At 67.7% G+C, this 15892-nt stretch carries 15 protein-coding genes; 4 read left to right on the top strand and 11 right to left on the bottom strand.

Annotated elements, in window-relative coordinates; genetic code table 11:
- Positions 1-8: 8 nt before the first annotated feature.
- Positions 9-983 carry a LysR family transcriptional regulator gene (locus G7Y54_RS05185; protein ID WP_165078226.1) on the bottom strand — a complete coding sequence of 325 codons (975 nt, stop codon included), beginning with the start codon at positions 981-983 and terminating at the stop codon, positions 9-11.
- A gap of 75 nt (positions 984-1058) precedes the next feature.
- Between G7Y54_RS05185 and G7Y54_RS05180 the strand changes: the two genes are divergently transcribed.
- The 3 genes from G7Y54_RS05180 to G7Y54_RS05170 all read left to right on the top strand — a co-directional run bounded on the left by G7Y54_RS05180 (position 1059) and on the right by G7Y54_RS05170 (position 3621).
- The gene (locus tag G7Y54_RS05180; protein WP_165078225.1) at positions 1059-1874 is read left to right on the top strand and encodes a hypothetical protein; all 816 of its coding nucleotides are present in this window, start codon (positions 1059-1061) and stop codon (positions 1872-1874) included.
- A 15-nt stretch (positions 1875-1889) separates the two neighbouring features.
- Positions 1890-2267: a carboxymuconolactone decarboxylase family protein gene (locus G7Y54_RS05175; RefSeq protein WP_165078224.1), complete on the top strand. Its 378-nt coding sequence runs from the start codon at positions 1890-1892 to the stop codon at positions 2265-2267.
- A gap of 124 nt (positions 2268-2391) precedes the next feature.
- Entirely contained in the window at positions 2392-3621 is a 1230-nt protein-coding gene (locus tag G7Y54_RS05170) for a mechanosensitive ion channel family protein (protein ID WP_165078223.1), read from the top strand.
- Between the two features lie 9 nt (positions 3622-3630).
- Here the strand turns inward: G7Y54_RS05170 and G7Y54_RS05165 are convergent, their stop codons facing one another.
- Genes G7Y54_RS05165 through G7Y54_RS05150 form a run of 4 tightly spaced genes read right to left on the bottom strand, consistent with a single transcriptional unit; the run spans position 3631 to position 8652 of the window.
- Positions 3631-4851 carry an MFS transporter gene (locus tag G7Y54_RS05165; RefSeq protein ID WP_165078222.1) on the bottom strand — a complete coding sequence of 407 codons (1221 nt, stop codon included), beginning with the start codon at positions 4849-4851 and terminating at the stop codon, positions 3631-3633.
- A 32-nt stretch (positions 4852-4883) separates the two neighbouring features.
- Positions 4884-6662 carry an SUMF1/EgtB/PvdO family nonheme iron enzyme gene (locus G7Y54_RS05160; RefSeq protein WP_165078221.1) on the bottom strand — a complete coding sequence of 593 codons (1779 nt, stop codon included), beginning with the start codon at positions 6660-6662 and terminating at the stop codon, positions 4884-4886.
- A gap of 2 nt (positions 6663-6664) precedes the next feature.
- Positions 6665-7888, bottom strand: a complete 1224-nt coding sequence (locus G7Y54_RS05155) for an FtsX-like permease family protein (RefSeq protein ID WP_165078220.1) — start codon at positions 7886-7888, stop codon at positions 6665-6667.
- Complete coding sequence (locus G7Y54_RS05150; RefSeq protein WP_165078219.1) at positions 7882-8652, bottom strand: ATP-binding cassette domain-containing protein; 771 nt, start codon at positions 8650-8652, stop codon at positions 7882-7884. The genes G7Y54_RS05155 and G7Y54_RS05150 overlap by 7 nt, the downstream gene beginning before the upstream one ends.
- 234 nt (positions 8653-8886) lie before the next feature.
- On the opposite strand from G7Y54_RS05150, the gene G7Y54_RS05145 reads away from it, so the two are divergent.
- Positions 8887-9294: a hypothetical protein gene (locus tag G7Y54_RS05145; protein ID WP_165078218.1), complete on the top strand. Its 408-nt coding sequence runs from the start codon at positions 8887-8889 to the stop codon at positions 9292-9294.
- Positions 9295-9458: 164 nt separating this feature from the next.
- Here the strand turns inward: G7Y54_RS05145 and G7Y54_RS05140 are convergent, their stop codons facing one another.
- The 6 genes from G7Y54_RS05140 to G7Y54_RS05115 form a co-directional block, all read right to left on the bottom strand.
- Positions 9459-9896: a hypothetical protein gene (locus tag G7Y54_RS05140; protein WP_165078217.1), complete on the bottom strand. Its 438-nt coding sequence runs from the start codon at positions 9894-9896 to the stop codon at positions 9459-9461.
- Between the two features lie 205 nt (positions 9897-10101).
- Complete coding sequence (locus G7Y54_RS05135; RefSeq protein ID WP_165080191.1) at positions 10102-11790, bottom strand: L-lactate permease; 1689 nt, start codon at positions 11788-11790, stop codon at positions 10102-10104.
- Positions 11791-12170: 380 nt separating this feature from the next.
- Positions 12171-12368 carry a hypothetical protein gene (locus G7Y54_RS05130; RefSeq protein WP_165078216.1) on the bottom strand — a complete coding sequence of 66 codons (198 nt, stop codon included), beginning with the start codon at positions 12366-12368 and terminating at the stop codon, positions 12171-12173.
- 61 nt (positions 12369-12429) lie between these two features.
- The gene (locus G7Y54_RS05125; protein ID WP_165078215.1) at positions 12430-12825 is read right to left on the bottom strand and encodes a fluoride efflux transporter CrcB; all 396 of its coding nucleotides are present in this window, start codon (positions 12823-12825) and stop codon (positions 12430-12432) included.
- Positions 12826-13082: 257 nt separating this feature from the next.
- Complete coding sequence (gene ldhH, locus G7Y54_RS05120) at positions 13083-15239, bottom strand: L-lactate dehydrogenase (quinone) large subunit LdhH (RefSeq protein ID WP_165078214.1); 2157 nt, start codon at positions 15237-15239, stop codon at positions 13083-13085.
- Complete coding sequence (locus G7Y54_RS05115; protein WP_165078213.1) at positions 15232-15882, bottom strand: lactate utilization protein; 651 nt, start codon at positions 15880-15882, stop codon at positions 15232-15234. The genes ldhH and G7Y54_RS05115 overlap by 8 nt, the downstream gene beginning before the upstream one ends.
- Positions 15883-15892 lie beyond the last annotated feature (10 nt).

The raw sequence follows: 15892 nt of genomic DNA, 5'->3' as shown, positions 1-15892 counted from the left end.
GGCGGATTTCAGGAAGCCGGGGGCGAGGGATTTTCCCCACGGCCGAGGCAGCGGAACACGGCTTCGCCCGGGGCGCCCTGCCCAAGGGCGCGGGCGTCGGCCACAAGGCCGAGCCGCAAGGTGAGCAGCGGCCCCTCTTCGAGGGGCGCAAAGCGCACGCCCTCGCGCCGGATGGCCGCAAAGGACGCGGGGAAAAGCCCCATGGCCTCGCCACGGGCGATGCGCGCGAGCAGCACATCATGCTCCGGCGCCTCCTCGAGGAGGCGCGGCGCGAAGCCGGCCAGCCGGAACGCGCCGAGTGCATGGTCGAACCAGACGGGATTTTCCTCCCGGCGGAACCAGAAGAGCGGCAGGCCGGAAAGCTCCCGCAGGCTCAGGGCGCGGCCTTCCCTGAGGCCGCGGCACACAGGCCAGCTTTCGGGCAGCACCGCGAGGAGCGCTTCCGCATGGCCGAGCGGCGTCACGGAAAAGCCCTCGGGGAGCGCCGGGATTTCCAGCGGCAGGGCCACCACGGCCGCGTCCAGCCGGCCGCGCAGCACATCGCGGAGAAGGCGCGGCGAGGGCGCGCGCACAAGGCGCAGGGACGCCTCCGCGCCGGCCCGCAGTTCCTCTTCCAGCGCGGAAAAGACGCCCTGCTCCACGGCCGTGGTGAGGCCGAGGTCCCTCACGGGCGCCGGGGCGGAAAGCTGCGCCAGCTCCGTAAAGGCGCGTTCCTGAAGGTCGAGCAGGGGCCGCACGGCCGCGAGCACGCGCTCGCCTTCCGCCGTGAGCGCAAGGCCGCGCGAATGGCGGTGGAAGAGGGCGAAGCCCAGCCGGTCTTCGAGAGCGCGCAACTGGCGGCTCAGGGGCGGCTCGGACAGAAAGAGCCGTTCGGCGGCGCGGCGCAGGCTGCGCTCCTCGGCGATGACCGCGAAATACCAGAGCCAGTGAAATTCGCGCGGCGTGAGGGGCGGCCGCTGTGAGGGGCTGTCGGGCGCTGTCATGCCTTGGAGGTATCACAAAAAGGGCAAGGGGCAAAGCCGGCCTCGGGCGCTATGCCTGAGCGCAAGGAGGTCTTTATGAAAAAAGTGACATTGGCGGCTCTGCTCCTGCTCAGCATGCTTGCGCCGCTCCCGGCGTGGGCTGCCGGGGCCGAACCCGGCGGGGAAATCGTGGCGTCCGGCCTTTCCGCGCCCGTGGGCATGGCCCATGACGCGCAGGGCCGGCTCTGGGTGGCGGAATGGGGCGCGAACCGCATCGTGCGCCTTGATGACCGCGGGAGGCGGGCGGAAATCATCGAGGGGCTTGCCCAGCCCGCCGGGCTCGCCTTTGACGCGGATGGTACGCTCTGGGCCGCGGGCTATGGCGACGGCCGCATTTATGCCTGGACGCCGGAAACGGGCTTGAGCGTGGTCGCGTCCGGCCTTTCCGCGCCCACCGGGCTTTTCTGGAGCCTGGAGACCGGCCTGCTCGCGGCCAACCGCAATGCCGGCGAGCTCGTGCGCATCCAGCCTGACGGCACGCGCGAAGTGGTGTCATCCGGGCACCGGCTGCCCGTGGACGTGACGCGCCTTGCGGACGGCAGCCTCGCCGTGAGCTGCTATGGCGGCAGCGTGGACATGGTGGCGCCCGACGGGGCCGTGCGCTCCCTCCCGGCCGCGGCCGCCGGCCTCGTGCGCCCCGGCGTGGGTATCCTTGCCGCCGGGGCCGACAGCGTGCTCGTGGCGGACAATGGCGCAGGCTCCGTGGCCCGGCTGGACAAGGGAGGGCGCGCCGCCGTGCTTGTCACCGGCCTTGCCTCGCCCGTGGGGCTCGCCCGCGCGCCCGACGGCCGCATCCTTGTGGCCCCATGGGGCGACGGCACGGTGCGGGCTTTCCCGCGGGAAGGATTTTAAAAAATGGAGGAAAAAATGGAAAACGAACGCTATGCACGGGGCCTCGCCCTTTTGAAACGCATCGACGGCGAAGGCGGCGAAGCCGTCGTCCGGCGCCTCGCCGGCATCGCGCCGGACTTCGCGCGCTATCTCGTGGAATTCCCCTTCGGGGACATCATGGGCCGCCCCGGGCTCGACCTCAAAAGCCGGGAGCTCATCACCGTGGCGGCGCTCACGGCCCTCGGCAATGCGCGGCCGCAGCTCCTGGTGCATCTTGCGGCGGCGCTCCGCGTGGGCTGCACGCGCGCGGAGCTCATCGAGGTCTGCATGCAGATGGCCGTCTATGCGGGCTTCCCGGCGGCGCTCAACGGCCTCTTTGCGGCGCGGGAGGTCTTTTCGGCTGAGGAGTCCTGACCGGGCAAGGGGCGCGTCCGCCGGGCGCGTCCCGCCCCCCGGCTGCCTCTGGCGCGGCGGGCCGAAATGCGGCATACTTCGGCCTCACGCCCCTTGCGGCGCCATCCATCCCAGGAGGCCGAGGATGAATCCCGAGACCTGGAAGATCCTGCTCGAATATTTCGATTACCGGCAATTCCTGCACCAGAACCCGCCGCTCAGGCTGGCCTGCATCTTCGGCATCATGCTTCTGGCGCTCATCGCCGTGCATGTGTTCTGGCCGTGGGCCGAGCGCAAGTTCGAGGCCTTCATGGAGCGCAAGTACCAGACCAATACGGACGCCCAGGGCGCTGCCGGGGTCAGGGCCATGGACTTCCCCATGTACGAGCGCGTCATGCTGCACCTGAAGCGGCTCTGCTATGTGGGCATCGTGTCCTGGGCCGCGCGCATGCTCGTGCTGGCGCCGGTCTATGCCAACGCGCTCGCCACCCTCTTCAGCATCGTCTGCACGGTCATCGCCATCGCCTTCGTAGCCGCCTTCGTGCCCTTCAACCTCGACCTCTACATGCGCCGCCACGGCGAGACGCTCAAGACCTCGCAAAGCCGCTCGCTCATGCCCATCATCACGGGCATCATCTGGGCCGTGGGCCTGACCTTCCTGCTCGACAACCTGGGCTTCCACGTCTCGACCATCGTGGCCGGCCTCGGCATCATGGGCGTGGCCGTGGGCCTGGCCGGCAAGGCTATTCTCGAGGATTTCTTCAGTTATATCGTCATCCTGCTCGACAAGCCCTTCCGCATCGGCGACCATGTGGAACTCTCGAACGGCAAGGCCGGCGACGTGGAATACATGGGCCCCAAGACCACCCATTTGCGCAATCTCGAGGGCGACCTCATCGTTTGCGCCAATTCCGAGATGACCACGGGCGTCATCGTCAACCTCGGCAATGTGAACGAGCGCCCCGTGGTGCTGGAGCTCGGCGTGGCCTTCGAGATGCCGCTCGATGTGGTCAGGCGCGTGCCCGACATGCTGCGCGAGGTGGTGGAGTCCTTCCCCGATTGCAGCTACGAGCGCGCCTGCATGCTCAGGTTCGGCAGCGCCAACTATATGTTCCAGCTCATCTATGTCGTGCACGAGCCCAATATCAAGCGCTTCCAGTTGACGCGCTCGGCCGTGAACCTCGCCATCCAGCAGAAGCTCAATGACGAGCATGTGCTGGGGGCCTACCCCACCACGCACATGTTCATGACCGACCAGCCCGGCGGCCTGCTCAGCGGTACGCCCTGGGGCGCCAGCCCCACGCCGGTGGCCGCAGCCAAGGCCGAGGCCGCACAGGCCGCGCACGCCTCTTCCGCTTCGGGGGCGGCCAACTAGCGGCGCGCCTCAGCGCCGGTGATGCGTGTTCTCCACGGCGCCGCCGGGCCGGAGCAGGAAGGTGAGCACAAGAGCGGTGAGCAGGGCAGCGCCGAAAAAGGCGTCAGCCAGCGCATAGCTCCCGAAGAGGTCGTGCGAGAGGGCCACCACCGGAAAGCCCGCGCAGCGCAGGATGATGAACAGCGAGATGAACTTGTAGGCCGCGAGGAAGTTGCGGCTGCCGAAATACCAGGCCACCACCGCGGGCAGCACCGCCCACAGGCCCCCGATGCAGCCGCCGAAGGCCATGCTGAACACAACGAGGCTCGGGAGCGTTGGCGGCAGCGCCAAGAGCGCCACGCTGGCCGCGCTCAGGGCCATGATCAGCCTGGACGCGGTGAGGGGCGTTGCGCGGTCGCTCACCCAGCCCCAGGCGTACTTGGCGAGCGCCGCGAACAGCGCGGAAAGGCAGGCGAGCAGCATGGCCGTCCACGCCTCGAGGCCGAGGTCCGCGAAGCGCGGCTTCATCTGGCTCATGAAGGCCGAGCCGGTCATGAGCGCGAGCCCGAAGGCGGCGCCCACGAACCACGCCGGGCGCGAATGGGCGAGCGCCGTGAAGGAGGTGTTCATGGGCGCGGCCCTGGGCACATGCGGCTCATGGCGCCGGCCGTCCGGGTGCAGCCCGAGGGCTTGGGGCTCGTCGCGCACGAGCTTCCACGAGAGCGGCGCCAAAAGGCAGGTGAGCACGCCGAGCGCCGTGTACGCCGCCGTCACCCCGAAGCTGTGGATGAGCAGCATGCAGAAAAAGGGCAGGATGACGCCTGAAAGCGAGGTGCCGGCATTGGCGAGGCCGAAGGCGCGGCCCTGAAAATGGCGGAACCAGCGGCTGATGAGCGCATTGCCCACCACGCCGCCGCAAAACTGGCTGCACACCCAGACAAGGATGAAAGAGAGCGTGAAGAGCGCGAGGTTGCCGGTCAGGCCCATGCCGAGCGTGGCGGCGCCGCCCGCGAGCGCGCCCAGCGTGGTGAGCAGGCGCAGGGAGCGTCTGGCGGACACGGCCGCTGCCAGCGGCATGGCGAGCTGCCCCATGAGCGAGGCCACGCCCATGCTCAGGTTGAGGCCGGCGCGCGTCCAGCCGTTGAGCTCGCAGAGCGGTTCCATAAAGGCGTTCATGCAGTAGAGGGCGCTGCCTTGGAGCATGAAGTTGCAGCCCATGGTGAGGGCGCCGAGTTTCCAGCCGTAAAACATGGTCTCCGTGGGAATGCTGTGGTTTTCCGCCGCTAGAGCGGCAGCACCTTGTAATGCTGCTCGGGCAGGATGCCCTTGAGGATGTCCCTGACGCTCAGGGACGCGGCCCCCTTGGCGCGGGCCTGGGCCAGCCATTTTTCGAGCACGCCGATATTCTGCGTCATGTGCGTGTTGAACACGCCCGCGCCGCCGTATTCGCGCCTGGCCTGCGCGGCGAGGCGTTCGGTCTCGTCCTTCGGGGCCGCCCCCACGAGGGCGAGGCTCGTCTTGTAATAGCCCGCGCCCATGCGCAGGGATTCGAGATAGTCCTTGAGGTCGCCGGCCACCTCGGCCCTGAGCTTTTCAAGCTGCTTTTTGGTGGCCGCGTCCGCGGGCTTTTTCAGCATCTCGCGGATCTTTTCCTCCTGCTTGTGCGCCGCGCTGTAGCGAAAGGCGAAGGCCCGCAGGGTCTCGGCCTGGTAGAGCAGGGAGCGGAATTCGTGCTCCAGGGTGGCGGCGCGCTCGCGCTGGCCCGCGCTTTCCTGGTCCTCGAGCATGGCGCGCAACTGGTCGAGCTGCGGCTTGAGGGCCGGCGCCGTGGCCGCCAGGGCCTCCACGGCCTCCAGCGGCGTGCGCCCCGGCTTCACGGCCCCGGGCATGGGCGCGGGCGCGCGTTCCTCCTTGCGCAGCGTCTCGAGCCGCTCCGCATTGGGGATATTGATGCCCGAGAGCACGAGGCGCAGGCCCAGATCTTCCGGCCGGCTCGGGCCCGAAGCTGTGTACAGCGGCACCTCGTCGCGCCGCCCGGGCGCCACCCCGGCCTCGTCGCTGCGGAAGCCGCCGCCCTTGACGAGCACGCCGCCAGCCGCCCCGTGCAGGCGGTGGCGCACCATGCCGCCCTGCATGTCGGCGATGGACAGGCGGAAGAAGCCGTCCGTCATTTCGCGCACATTGCCGAGCGTGTCGTGCAGGCCCAGCGGGTTGGCGTGGCGCGAGCCTATGGGCGCGGGCCCGGAGAGCGCCGTATCCCCGGAAAAGACGCCATAATCCTTGAGCGCCTTGCCTTCCTCCAGCGGGAACACGTCCTTGTCGGCCCACCATTCCGGGGCCACGCCGGCGCCGCCGCGCGCCGCGAATTCCCATTCCTCCTCGGTGGGCAGGCGCAAAAAGCCCACGTTTTTCGTGCCCGCGAAGTGCGGCAGGCTCTCCGGGTGCTCGCGCACGAGCCAGGCATTGTATTTCTGGAGGAACTGCTGCGCGTCGAACCACGAGACGCCGCCCTGCGGCAAGTTGGCGCCGGCCGGCGCGGTCGCGCCCTTCACCGGGCAGGCGGCTTCGTCCACGATGCCGTCGTCGTTCACGGCGCGCATCACCGCGTCCCACTGGAGGCGCGAGATCTCGTACTTGCCGATGAAATAATAGGTGTCGGCACCGGTTTTTTTGGCCCCTCCTGCCACGGCGCCCCGCCAGTCCGCGGGGAGGTCCCCTTCGGTGAAGGGCGCGGCGATGTGGCCGTCGAACTGGCGTTCGTAGATCTGGCGCTCGCCGTCGGCCGCGTTGACCACGCCCATGGAGAAGGTCCTGTCCTTGATGAGGCCGCCCGCGGGCACCGCCACGGCCCGCAGGGTGAGGGAAAGGCCGCAGGGCATGGGCAGCACGATGTCGTCCCTGGCCGGCGCCGGGTTCCAGGCGCTCTCCACAGGGACGCCGTCATGGGCCGAGGTGAAGGCGGCGAGCGCCGGTCGCGGAATAAGCAGGAGCAGGGGCAGCAGCAGGGCGAGGGCGCGGCGGCAGCGCGCGCCGAAGCGCGGGGAGAAAGCGGGCGCGGGCATGGTCAGACCTCGCGGATGACGATGGAGGGTTCGACGGCGGCGGCCGCGCGGGCGGCCCGGGCCGTGGAGAGCAGGGAGAGCGCCACCACGGCGGCGCAGGCGATGGCCACGTCAGCCGGGCCGAGGCGGCAGGCGATGCCGCCCTGGCCGGCGAAGGCCTGCGCTATGCCAAGGCTCACCGCAAGGTAGAGCAGGCAGGAGAGCCCGAAGCCGCTGAGGGAGGTGAGCAGGCTTTGCGCCATGGGATACAGCACGAGCGCCGCGTGCGGAAAGCCCAGAAGGCGCAGCATGCCGAGCATCCGGCGCTTGCGCTCCACCGCGCCCTGCACGGAGCTTATGGTGAACGCGGCGAAGCCCGCGCCCACGGCCAGCGAAATGATGAGGATGACCTGGTTGATGGACGATTCCAGCATGCGGATGGCCGCTATCTCGCGCGAGCGTGTGCGCGTCTCGATGTGCCGCTCGCCGAGGGCCGTGGCGAGGCCTTCCACCGCGTCGAGGTCGCGCGCGTAGAGCCGGAAGGAGGCGTAGCGGCGGCCGCCCTCGCGGGGAGTGCCCGTGAAGCCCCGGGACGGGACTTCCAGATAATCGCGGTAGTCTTCAAGGTCCTGCAGGGTGGAGAGCGGCGCGAAGGCCATGCGCCGGTCGGCCGCGGCTTCGGGGAGCACAGCGGTCACGCGGAAGACCATGCGCGCCGATTCCAGCCGGCCTTCGGGCGTGCGCCGCCCGAGCCTGGCCAAAAGGCTCGCGCCGGGCCCGGCGCCAAGCGCCTGGGCCGCGGGCGCCGAAAGCACGAGCCCGGGCTCGGCTCCGTCCGCGGGCGGCGTGATGCCAAGATGCGCGAGCACGGGTTCGCCGGGGGCGCTCGGCTCCAGCGAGAGGCTCGCGCTCTTGCCGCTGCCGTCCGCACCGGCGGCGAGGGTGATGTCCGTGGCGGTGTCGCGGGTGCGGCCGATGGCGAAGGCCGCCCCCGGGAGCTCGCCGAAGGCGCGCACCTCGGCCTCGGTGAAGCGGCCGCCGTCGCTCTTGGGCGTGATGATGAGCACCGTGGGGTCTTGCAGCAGGCGCTCGCGCATGCCCTCGATGACGCCGTTCTTCAGGCCCTGGAGCACGAGCAGCGGCGTGAGCATGCTGGCCAGCGCAAGGATGGCGCAGAGCGTGAGCGAGCGCTCGAAGCGCCAGTCGCGCGCGGCGAGGCATACGGCGAGCCAGACCTTTTTCAGCATGGCGCGCCCTCCCCGCCCGGGGAGCCCGTCGCAGCGCCCGCGTCATCGTCGAGGACGGCGGTGACGCCGCCTTCGTCCTCCTCCATGCGGAAGGCCAGTTCCGTAAGGCCGCCCCGCCGCGCCCAGCCGGCATTGTGCGTCACGAGCACGAGGCTCCCCTGATGGAGGTCGAGCGCCGCGAGAAAGGCGTCCATGACGCGGCCGGCGTGCACCGGGTCGAGCGCGGCTGTGGGCTCGTCCGCGAGGATGAGCTGCGGCCCCGGGGTGAGCGCGCGCACGATGGCCGCCCGCTGGCGCTCGCCCACGGAAAGCGTGGCCGGCATGGCGCCCCTGAGATGGGCCACGCCCAGGGCCTCGGCGAGGCCGCGGGCGCGGGCCTCGGCCTCGGCGTCCGGCATGCCGCCAAGCCGCGCCGTGAGCGTCATGTTTTCGCCCACGGTCAGAAAGGGCAAGAGCTCGCCCGACTGGAGCACATAGCCCATGTGCGCAAGGCGCAGGGCGGCCATGGCGTCATGGCGCCCGCCGGCCCAGAGGGCGGTCACATCCAGCGGCGCAGCGTCGGGATCCGGGGCGAAGGTGAAGCGCGCGGCAGAGTCCGGCCTGAGCGCCAGGCCGAGCAGGTCGAGCGTGGTGCTCTTGCCGCAGCCGCTGGGGCCCGTGATGGCGAGGCGCGCCCCGCGCGGGATGTGCAGGCTCCTGATGAGCAGGCGGTAGCCCTGCTCGCGCTGGCGGCGCTTGAGGAGATTTTCTATGACGTAGAGCATGTGTCGCTTCCCGGCCGCGCCGCGAGCCCGTGAAGGCCCGGCGCCTTGGGGCAGCATGCCAAAGCGCGGAGCAAAGGTCGAGAAAAATCCGCGGCTCGCCCTGCCGGTGACAAGGGGTGGCGCGCCAGGTCCGCGGGGGATTCGGGGTGGCCCCTATTTATTATTTGATAAGCGAAACCGTTTCCTATAATATTTGTGAAGAGGTATTTCTTTACACATATTTTGGGGTGCCCTATGCCTCTTTCCGCCTACCGCCATGACCTGGAAAAGCTCTATGCCGCCCGCATCGCGCATGCCTCGGCCGACCCGCGCCAGGTGCTGTTTTGCCGCAGCCTGCGCTATCTCATCGAACATGCGGAAGATTTTGACCGTTGTGTGCCCGAGGACAATCGCTTTTACCGCGAATTCACGAGCCTCCTCAAAAAGGGCTTCACCACCGAAGAAGATTGCTTCAGCCTCTTCGAGTGCATGGTCATCCTGTTCCGGTTGCGCCAGTGCGCCGGGCGCGGCGATGCCAGCCCGGTGGAACGCGACGTGTTCCGTTACTTTGAGGAATGCGGCGAATGGGACCCGGATGACGAAACGCTGGTGAGCCAGTGGTACTGGTGGCGCATCCCGGCGCTCGCCGCCATGCGGGGCTAGAAGCCAAGGGCCGGAAACGCCCCGCGCATGTCCCGGGCTCTCTGGGTCGCGCCGTTCTTTTGACAACGCAAAAGCCTCCCGCCGGACGGGAGGCTTTTTGCGCGCAAAAAAGGCCGCGGCCCCGGGTGTGCGGGCCGCGGCCTTGAGCGCTCATGCGCGGATGGTCACTTGCGGGTGAAGACCATGTTGCCCTTGAACACGGCGCAGGCCGGATCGAGCTTGTCCAGCGGCAGGGCGTCGTCGGCCAGGCGGATCTTTTCGTCTTCAGGCCAGAGGGAGAAGTTGGGGAAGTCCTGCGACTGCACGGCAACGATGGCCTTGGGGTGCGTGGGCTTGCTGATGGGGCTCTTCTGCTCGGAGTTCTGCCAGGTGCCGGCCACGATCTCGAGGCTGCACTTGCCGGACTTGTCCTGCAGGCCCACGTTGTAGTTGGCGTTCTCGCCCTTGGCGGCCGGGGCGATCACGAGGAAGCCGGCGTCATTGACATATTCGCCCACGAGGGGAAGGTCATAGGGATCCGGGGTCTTGGTGTCGGCAGCCTGGGCGGAGCCGATGAATCCGAAGGCGCAGAGGGCCGCGGCGGCAAAAAGCAGTTTTTTCATTTTCATTCTCCCATACGGGCTTTGTGCCCCGATCAGCCGGGACCCCTGTAGACTAGGCCCATCGCCGCCCCCTGTAAAGGACTTTTCCGGCGCGCCCGCACAAAGGGCCGGGTAGGACCGAAACGGGCGCCCACCAAAAAAGGCGCACGGCCCGAAAGCCGTGCGCCTTTTGATGTTGGAGGGGCGAAAAGCCCCGCTGAAGCTCCTAGAACGCGCCGGGATTGGCCGCGACCAGGACCCAGCAGATGATGCCGACCACGCAGCCGTAGAGCAGGAAGGGCCAGAAGGTCTTGCGCATGACCTCGCCCTCGCGGCCGGAGAGGCCGACCACGGCGCAGGCGGCCACGATGTTGTGGATGCAGATCATGTTGCCCATGGCGCCGCCCACGGTCTGCGCCGCCTCGATGATGGAGCGGGGCAGGGTGAGCATGGTGGCCATGTCCCACTGGAACTCGCCGAACATGAGGTCGGAGATGGTGGCCGAGCCGGTGATGAAGGCGCCGAGGCCGCCCACGAAGGCCGCGAGCAGGGGCCAGATGGCGCCGGCGGCGGCGCCCACGGTCTCGGCGAGGGCCAGCGGCATGGAGGGCGCGCCCAGCGGGTTCACGGCCGAGCCACGGAAGATGGCGACGAGCGCCACGGCGAAGCACAGCGCGATGGTGGGCGACTTCATCTTCTGGAAGCTCTCGCTCCACGCGGCCTTGACCGCCGGGGCGGGCATCTTGTGCAGCCAGATGGTGAGCAGGGCCACGAAGATGAAGAAGGTGCCCGGGAGATAGAGATAGGTGATGCTCTCGGTGATGTCCTTGAAGCCCAGGATGTTGCTGAAGGTGATCTTCTGCGCGGTCATCCAGCCCTTGATGCCGAGTTCCGGGATGCGGGAGATGACGAGGAGGAAGCAGATGATCACATAGGGCAGCCACGCCTGGAACTGGCTCATGTGGGCCTTGAACTCGGTGCTCGTGTTCTGGCTGGCCGTGCCGGACCAGGACGCCTCCCACTTGGAAGGATCGCCGAAGCCCCAGCTGTCCTTGGGCACGCAGATGCCCTGCTTGGCGCCCCACACCACCACGGCGAGGCCGATGAGGCCGCCGAGCATGGCCGGGAACTCCGGCCCGAGGGCCCAGGCGCAGGCCATGTAGGGCACGAGGAAGCAGATGGCCGCGAACACGCAGAACTTCCAGGCGCGGAAGCCGGCCGCCCAGGAGCGCTCGGGGCCCCAGAAGCGGGTCATGAAGCCGAGCATGAAGATGGTGAGGATGACGGCCATGGGCCCGTGCATGAGGGTGGCCCACTCGCCCACGAGCTTGGCGAAGCCGTCAAAGCCCGTGAAGGGCAGGTTCGGGTCCGCGCCCACGAGGGCCGCGATCTTTTCCTTGAGCAGCCCGAAGCCCACGAGGATAGGCGTGCCCACCGCGCCGAAGGAGACCGGCACGCTGTTGAACACGAGGCAGACCACGGCCGCGGCCATGGCCGGGAAGCCGAGGCCGAGCAGCAGCGGGGCGGCCAGGGCCGCGGGCGTGCCGAAGCCCGCCGCGCCCTCGATGAAGGCCGCGAACAGGAAGCCGATGATGATGGCCTGCACGCGGCGGTCACGGCTCACGTTCTGCATGCCGTACTGGATGGTCTCCATGCCGCCGCTTTTCTCGAGCGTGTAGAGGATGAGGATGGCGCCGAAGACGATGATGAGCACGCCGATGGCGATGATCACGCCCTGGATGGAGAGCGCCATGAGGCGCAGGATGGAAATGTCCCAGCCGAAGATGGCGCAGACCACGCACGCGCCCCACGCGAAGGGCATGGCCCTGGTGGCGGGCCAGCGCATGCCCACCATCAGGATGAGGGCGACCACAATGGGGATGATCGCCAGCAAGGCCAGAAATCCGATTGACATGAAAACCTCCCTCGGGACCCGGTTTGCGGCACCGAGCCCGAAGAACCTGCTGGAAGGGCGCGGGCCCCGCCCCTTCGCGCCAGCGCCGGCGAAGGTGGGGGCGCCGCGTCGGTTCGCGGGCCGATGTCAGAAATACTCTCCAGTCCTTTATGGATAGCGTAAAGCCCGGTCAATGCGCAAGGGGCGCCGGGCACTTTTCCCGGCTCGCAGGCAGGCAATTTTTTTCACAAAGTCCTGCACGGCGCCGGCAGGTTGGGGCGCAAAGGGGAGGGCGGCGGTCACAAAAAACGCGCGCGCCTCCGATGCCGTGTCGGGGGCACCGAAGGCGCGGGTCTTGCTGCGGCCGCGGCCGGGAGTTGAGGTAGCGTTATGCGGATACCCTAGATGGCGGCGACTTTGATCTCCAGGATGTCGTTACCGTCCTTGATGATGTAATCATACACGCCCAGCCACTTCTCTTTCGCCTTGGCGATGGCTTCGCTCTCCGAGTCCGCGTCGACGATCTTGGAGGCGGTCACGGTGCCGGCGGCGCCCAGTTCAGGCTTGCTGACCTTTCCGGTCACTTTGTATTTGGCCATGGTTCCCTCCCTTATGGAGATTTGTGTGGCCGTAGAGCCGCAGTAAAACGTTTCTCTCGCGTCACTCCGCGTGATGGAACAGCATGAAGGTGGCGATCCCGAGGAAGAACAGGATGAGCGAGCCGCACACATGCAGCGCGATGCCGCCCACGGCCGTCCAGTACTCATGGTGGCGGATGAGCGTGCCCATTTCATGCGTGAAGGTGGAAAACGTGGTGAGCGCGCCCAGAAAACCCGTGATCACCATCAGATAGAGGTATGAGGAAGATGTGATGTTGCAGGCCGCGAAAATGCTGGAGACAAGGCCGATGATGTAGGCGCCCAGCCAGTTGGCGGCAAGCGTTCCCGGCGGGATGGAGGGGTAGAGGGCGTGCAGCGCGTGGCCGAGGAGCCAGCGGAAGGCTGCCCCGCCCGTTGCGCCTATGCCGATGGCGATGATGGAGTACACAACATTCATAGCCGGTGCGCCATGGTGCAATTTGGAATGAGATGCTGACGAAAGGCAAAAGAGGCCTGTGCCAGATGTGAAAAGTGTTCCCTCTGCCCTGAAAGCGCATCAAGTATTGAGCTTGTCGCCCTGTATGTCAATCCATGCCAGAAGGCACCGCCTCCCGGCCTTTCTTGTTCCGGCGCGGGTGCCGTCCCAAAAACAAGGGGCGCGCCCCCTTGCGGAAAGCGCGCCCCGGTGAGCCGGTCGCCCCTGCGGGCGGCTGGCTAGTCCTTCTTGAGGTTTTCGGCCAAGAGCTCGGCGATGTGCTGCACCTTGATCTTCTGGCCCTTCTTTTCCGCGCCGCCCTTGATCTGCATGACGCAGCCGGGGCAGTCCACCACAAGGCGCTCGGCCCCGGTGTCCGCGATGTGCTTCAGCTTGTTGTCCATGAGCTGGCCCGAGATCTCCGGGAACTTCATGGAATAGGTGCCGCCGAAGCCGCAGCAGACCTCTTCTTCCTCGCAGGGCACGTATTCGGCCGCGTCCGCGATGAGCTCGCGCGGGGCCTCCTTGACCTTGAGGCCGCGGCAGAGGTGGCAGGAGGCATGGTAGGTGACTTTCTCGCCACTCTTCTCGAAGTCCTCGGGCTTGAGGCCCAGCTTGTCGCGCACGAAGGAGCTGAAGTCGATGATCTTGTCCGCGAAGGCCTGGGCCTCGTAGCGCTCGGGATCGTTCTCCAGCAGCTTCGGATAGACATGCTTCAGGTGCGAGGCGCAGCTCGCGCAGAGCGTGACGATATAGTCATAGTCCTTGGGGTCGAAGGCGCCGATGTTCTGCTTGGCGATCTCGGTGGAGGTCTTGCGCTCGCCCATCATCTCCACGGGGAGCCCGCAGCAGGTCTGCTCCATGGGGAAGTCCACGGCCACGTTTTTCGCGCCCATGATCTTCACCGCCGCCTCAAGCTGCTCGGGATAGATGAAGTCCTGCGCGCAGCCGCCGAAGATGGCGACCTTCATCACCGGGTTCTGCACGCGCGGCCGGATGGACTCCCACTTGTCGCGGAAGGCCTTGGGCGCCAGCGCGGGCAGGGCCTTGAAGCCGTGCTTGCCGAGGAACATGTTGGGCAAATGCCGCTGGAACTGCGTGCCGCCGGTGAAGGGCTTCTGCGCCTTGCTCGCGAAGCGCAAGAGGGTCTGGAAGAGCTTGCGGTTCTTCATCACCGAGGCGAGCAGCGCCGCCTGGGCGCCCGAGCCCTGCTCCTCGGAGCAGCGGGCGCGGATGTCGCGGATGAGGCGCGGCAGGTCGATGCCGCCGGCGCACACGTTGGCGCAGGATTCGCAGCCCACGCAGTTCTGGCAGAGCACCTTGGCCTTGTCCTTGCCGTGGAAGAAGTAGGTGAGGATGAGGCCGATGGCGCCGATATAGATGTAGCCCATCTTGTGGCCGCCCACGAGGCGGAACACCGGGCACACGTTGGCGCAGGCGCCGCAGCGCACGCAGCGGAAGATCTGCGAGAAGAGCGGGTCTTTCGCGATCTCGGTGCGGCCGTTGTCGAGAAAGACCACATGGAGTTCCTTGCGGCCGTCCGGGCCCACGGCACAGGGCACGCAGCCGGAGATGAGGCTCACATAGGCCGTGAGGCGCTGGGCCGTGGCGTTGCGCGGCAGCACCTGCAGGGCGGTGAGGGCCACGTCCAGCGTGGGCACCAGCTTGTCGAGGCCGGCCACGGCCACATGGATGGGCGCCAGCGTCTCCACCATGCGGGCGTTGCCCTCGTTGGTGACCGTCGAGATGGCGCCGTTTTCGGCAATGGCGAAGTTGCAGCCCGAAACGCCCATGTCCGCGGCGATGAACTTGCGCCGAAGCTGCACGCGCGCCACCTTGACGAGCTTCTGGACGTCCTCGGCCTCCTGCTTCTCGCCGGTCTCCTTCTCGAAGTTGTCGGCCACCTGGTAGCGGGAGAGGTGGATGGCCGGCATGACCATGTGCGAGGGGCCCTCATGGCGCAGCTGGATGATCCACTCGCCGAGGTCGGTCTCGTCCACGATGATGCCTTCCTTCTCCAGCGCGGGGTTGAGCTGGATCTCCTCGGCGGTCATGGACTTGGACTTGACCACGCGCTTGACGTGGTTCTTCTTGGCGATGCCCACGATGATGCGGTTGGCGTCCTCGGCGTCGGCCGCGCGGTGCACATGCACGCCGAGCTTTTCGGCGTTCTTTTTGAACTCCTCGTAGAGCTCCTCCATGTGCTGGCAGGCGTCGTCCTTGGCGGCGGCGATCTCCTCGATGAGCCTGCGCTCGTCCACGTCCTTGAACACGGCTTCGCGGTTGGCCTTGTAGGCCACGGCGAAGGTGTCGAGGGTGCGGCGCAGGAACTCGTCGCCCAGGGCCTCGTCGATCTGTTTGCGGTAGTCGGAAAGGGTGGACGGCGCTTTATGCATGGCCTTCCTCCAGAAGGATGATGTGCAGTTCCAGCGGGCCGTGAACGCCCACCGCGGCCACGCGCTCGATGTCGGCGGTGCGGCTCGGCCCGGTGACGAAGGTGGTGAAGGTGCCGGCGCCGTCCTTGTGGTCGTTCATGCGCTCGCGCAGCTGGCCGGCGATGGAGGGGAGATCGGGATAGATCTCCGACTTGCGCAGGAGCACCACGTTCACCTCGGAGATCATGCCCGCGAGGCGCACGTCCTCGTTATCCGTGTCGAGCATGCAGGTGCCGCTGGCGGCCACGCCGAGCACGGCCTGGGACAGGCCCACGTCGATGCCGGCGAGATAGCCGCGCAGGCCCTCGCGCAGGCAGAGGAAGCCCTTTTCCTGGCAGGCTTTCTGGAGCTCGGCGAAGTCCGCCTCGTCAAGGCCGGGGGCGGCCACCACGCGCTGCACGCGGGTGGGGCACTTGTTGGGGCCGAGCGGGCCCTTTTCCGTGCCCGGCTCGTCGGCGAGCAGTTCGGCGGGCGCCTTGCTCGCGCAGACATCCACCACGTATTGCAGGGCCGCCGCCATGGTGGGCAGCTCCTGCACCACGGCATTGACCAGGGCGGCCTTGGCGCTGAAAGCCTCGACCAGTTCCGGGTTCACAGGGGGCATATCTTGCTCC

The organism is Desulfovibrio sp. ZJ746, from assembly GCF_011039155.1.
In the GTDB taxonomy this organism is placed as follows: Bacteria; Desulfobacterota; Desulfovibrionia; order Desulfovibrionales; family Desulfovibrionaceae; genus Desulfovibrio.
This window is presented reverse-complemented; position numbering and strand designations above follow the sequence as displayed.

Bases quoted from the DNA above. Each gene is read 5' to 3' on its own strand.
- G7Y54_RS05185 (WP_165078226.1), bottom strand. From the start codon at position 983: ATGACAGCGCCCGACAGCCCCTCACAGCGGCCGCCCCTCACGCCGCGC.
- G7Y54_RS05180 (WP_165078225.1), top strand. From the start codon at position 1,059: ATGAAAAAAGTGACATTGGCGGCTCTGCTCCTGCTCAGCATGCTTGCG.
- G7Y54_RS05175 (WP_165078224.1), top strand. From the start codon at position 1,890: ATGGAAAACGAACGCTATGCACGGGGCCTCGCCCTTTTGAAACGCATC.
- G7Y54_RS05170 (WP_165078223.1), top strand. From the start codon at position 2,392: ATGAATCCCGAGACCTGGAAGATCCTGCTCGAATATTTCGATTACCGG.
- G7Y54_RS05165 (WP_165078222.1), bottom strand. From the start codon at position 4,851: ATGTTTTACGGCTGGAAACTCGGCGCCCTCACCATGGGCTGCAACTTC.
- G7Y54_RS05160 (WP_165078221.1), bottom strand. From the start codon at position 6,662: ATGCCCGCGCCCGCTTTCTCCCCGCGCTTCGGCGCGCGCTGCCGCCGC.
- G7Y54_RS05155 (WP_165078220.1), bottom strand. From the start codon at position 7,888: ATGCTGAAAAAGGTCTGGCTCGCCGTATGCCTCGCCGCGCGCGACTGG.
- G7Y54_RS05150 (WP_165078219.1), bottom strand. From the start codon at position 8,652: ATGCTCTACGTCATAGAAAATCTCCTCAAGCGCCGCCAGCGCGAGCAG.
- G7Y54_RS05145 (WP_165078218.1), top strand. From the start codon at position 8,887: ATGCCTCTTTCCGCCTACCGCCATGACCTGGAAAAGCTCTATGCCGCC.
- G7Y54_RS05140 (WP_165078217.1), bottom strand. From the start codon at position 9,896: ATGAAAAAACTGCTTTTTGCCGCCGCGGCCCTCTGCGCCTTCGGATTC.
- G7Y54_RS05135 (WP_165080191.1), bottom strand. From the start codon at position 11,790: ATGTCAATCGGATTTCTGGCCTTGCTGGCGATCATCCCCATTGTGGTC.
- G7Y54_RS05130 (WP_165078216.1), bottom strand. From the start codon at position 12,368: ATGGCCAAATACAAAGTGACCGGAAAGGTCAGCAAGCCTGAACTGGGC.
- G7Y54_RS05125 (WP_165078215.1), bottom strand. From the start codon at position 12,825: ATGAATGTTGTGTACTCCATCATCGCCATCGGCATAGGCGCAACGGGC.
- ldhH (WP_165078214.1), bottom strand. From the start codon at position 15,239: ATGCATAAAGCGCCGTCCACCCTTTCCGACTACCGCAAACAGATCGAC.
- G7Y54_RS05115 (WP_165078213.1), bottom strand. From the start codon at position 15,882: ATGCCCCCTGTGAACCCGGAACTGGTCGAGGCTTTCAGCGCCAAGGCC.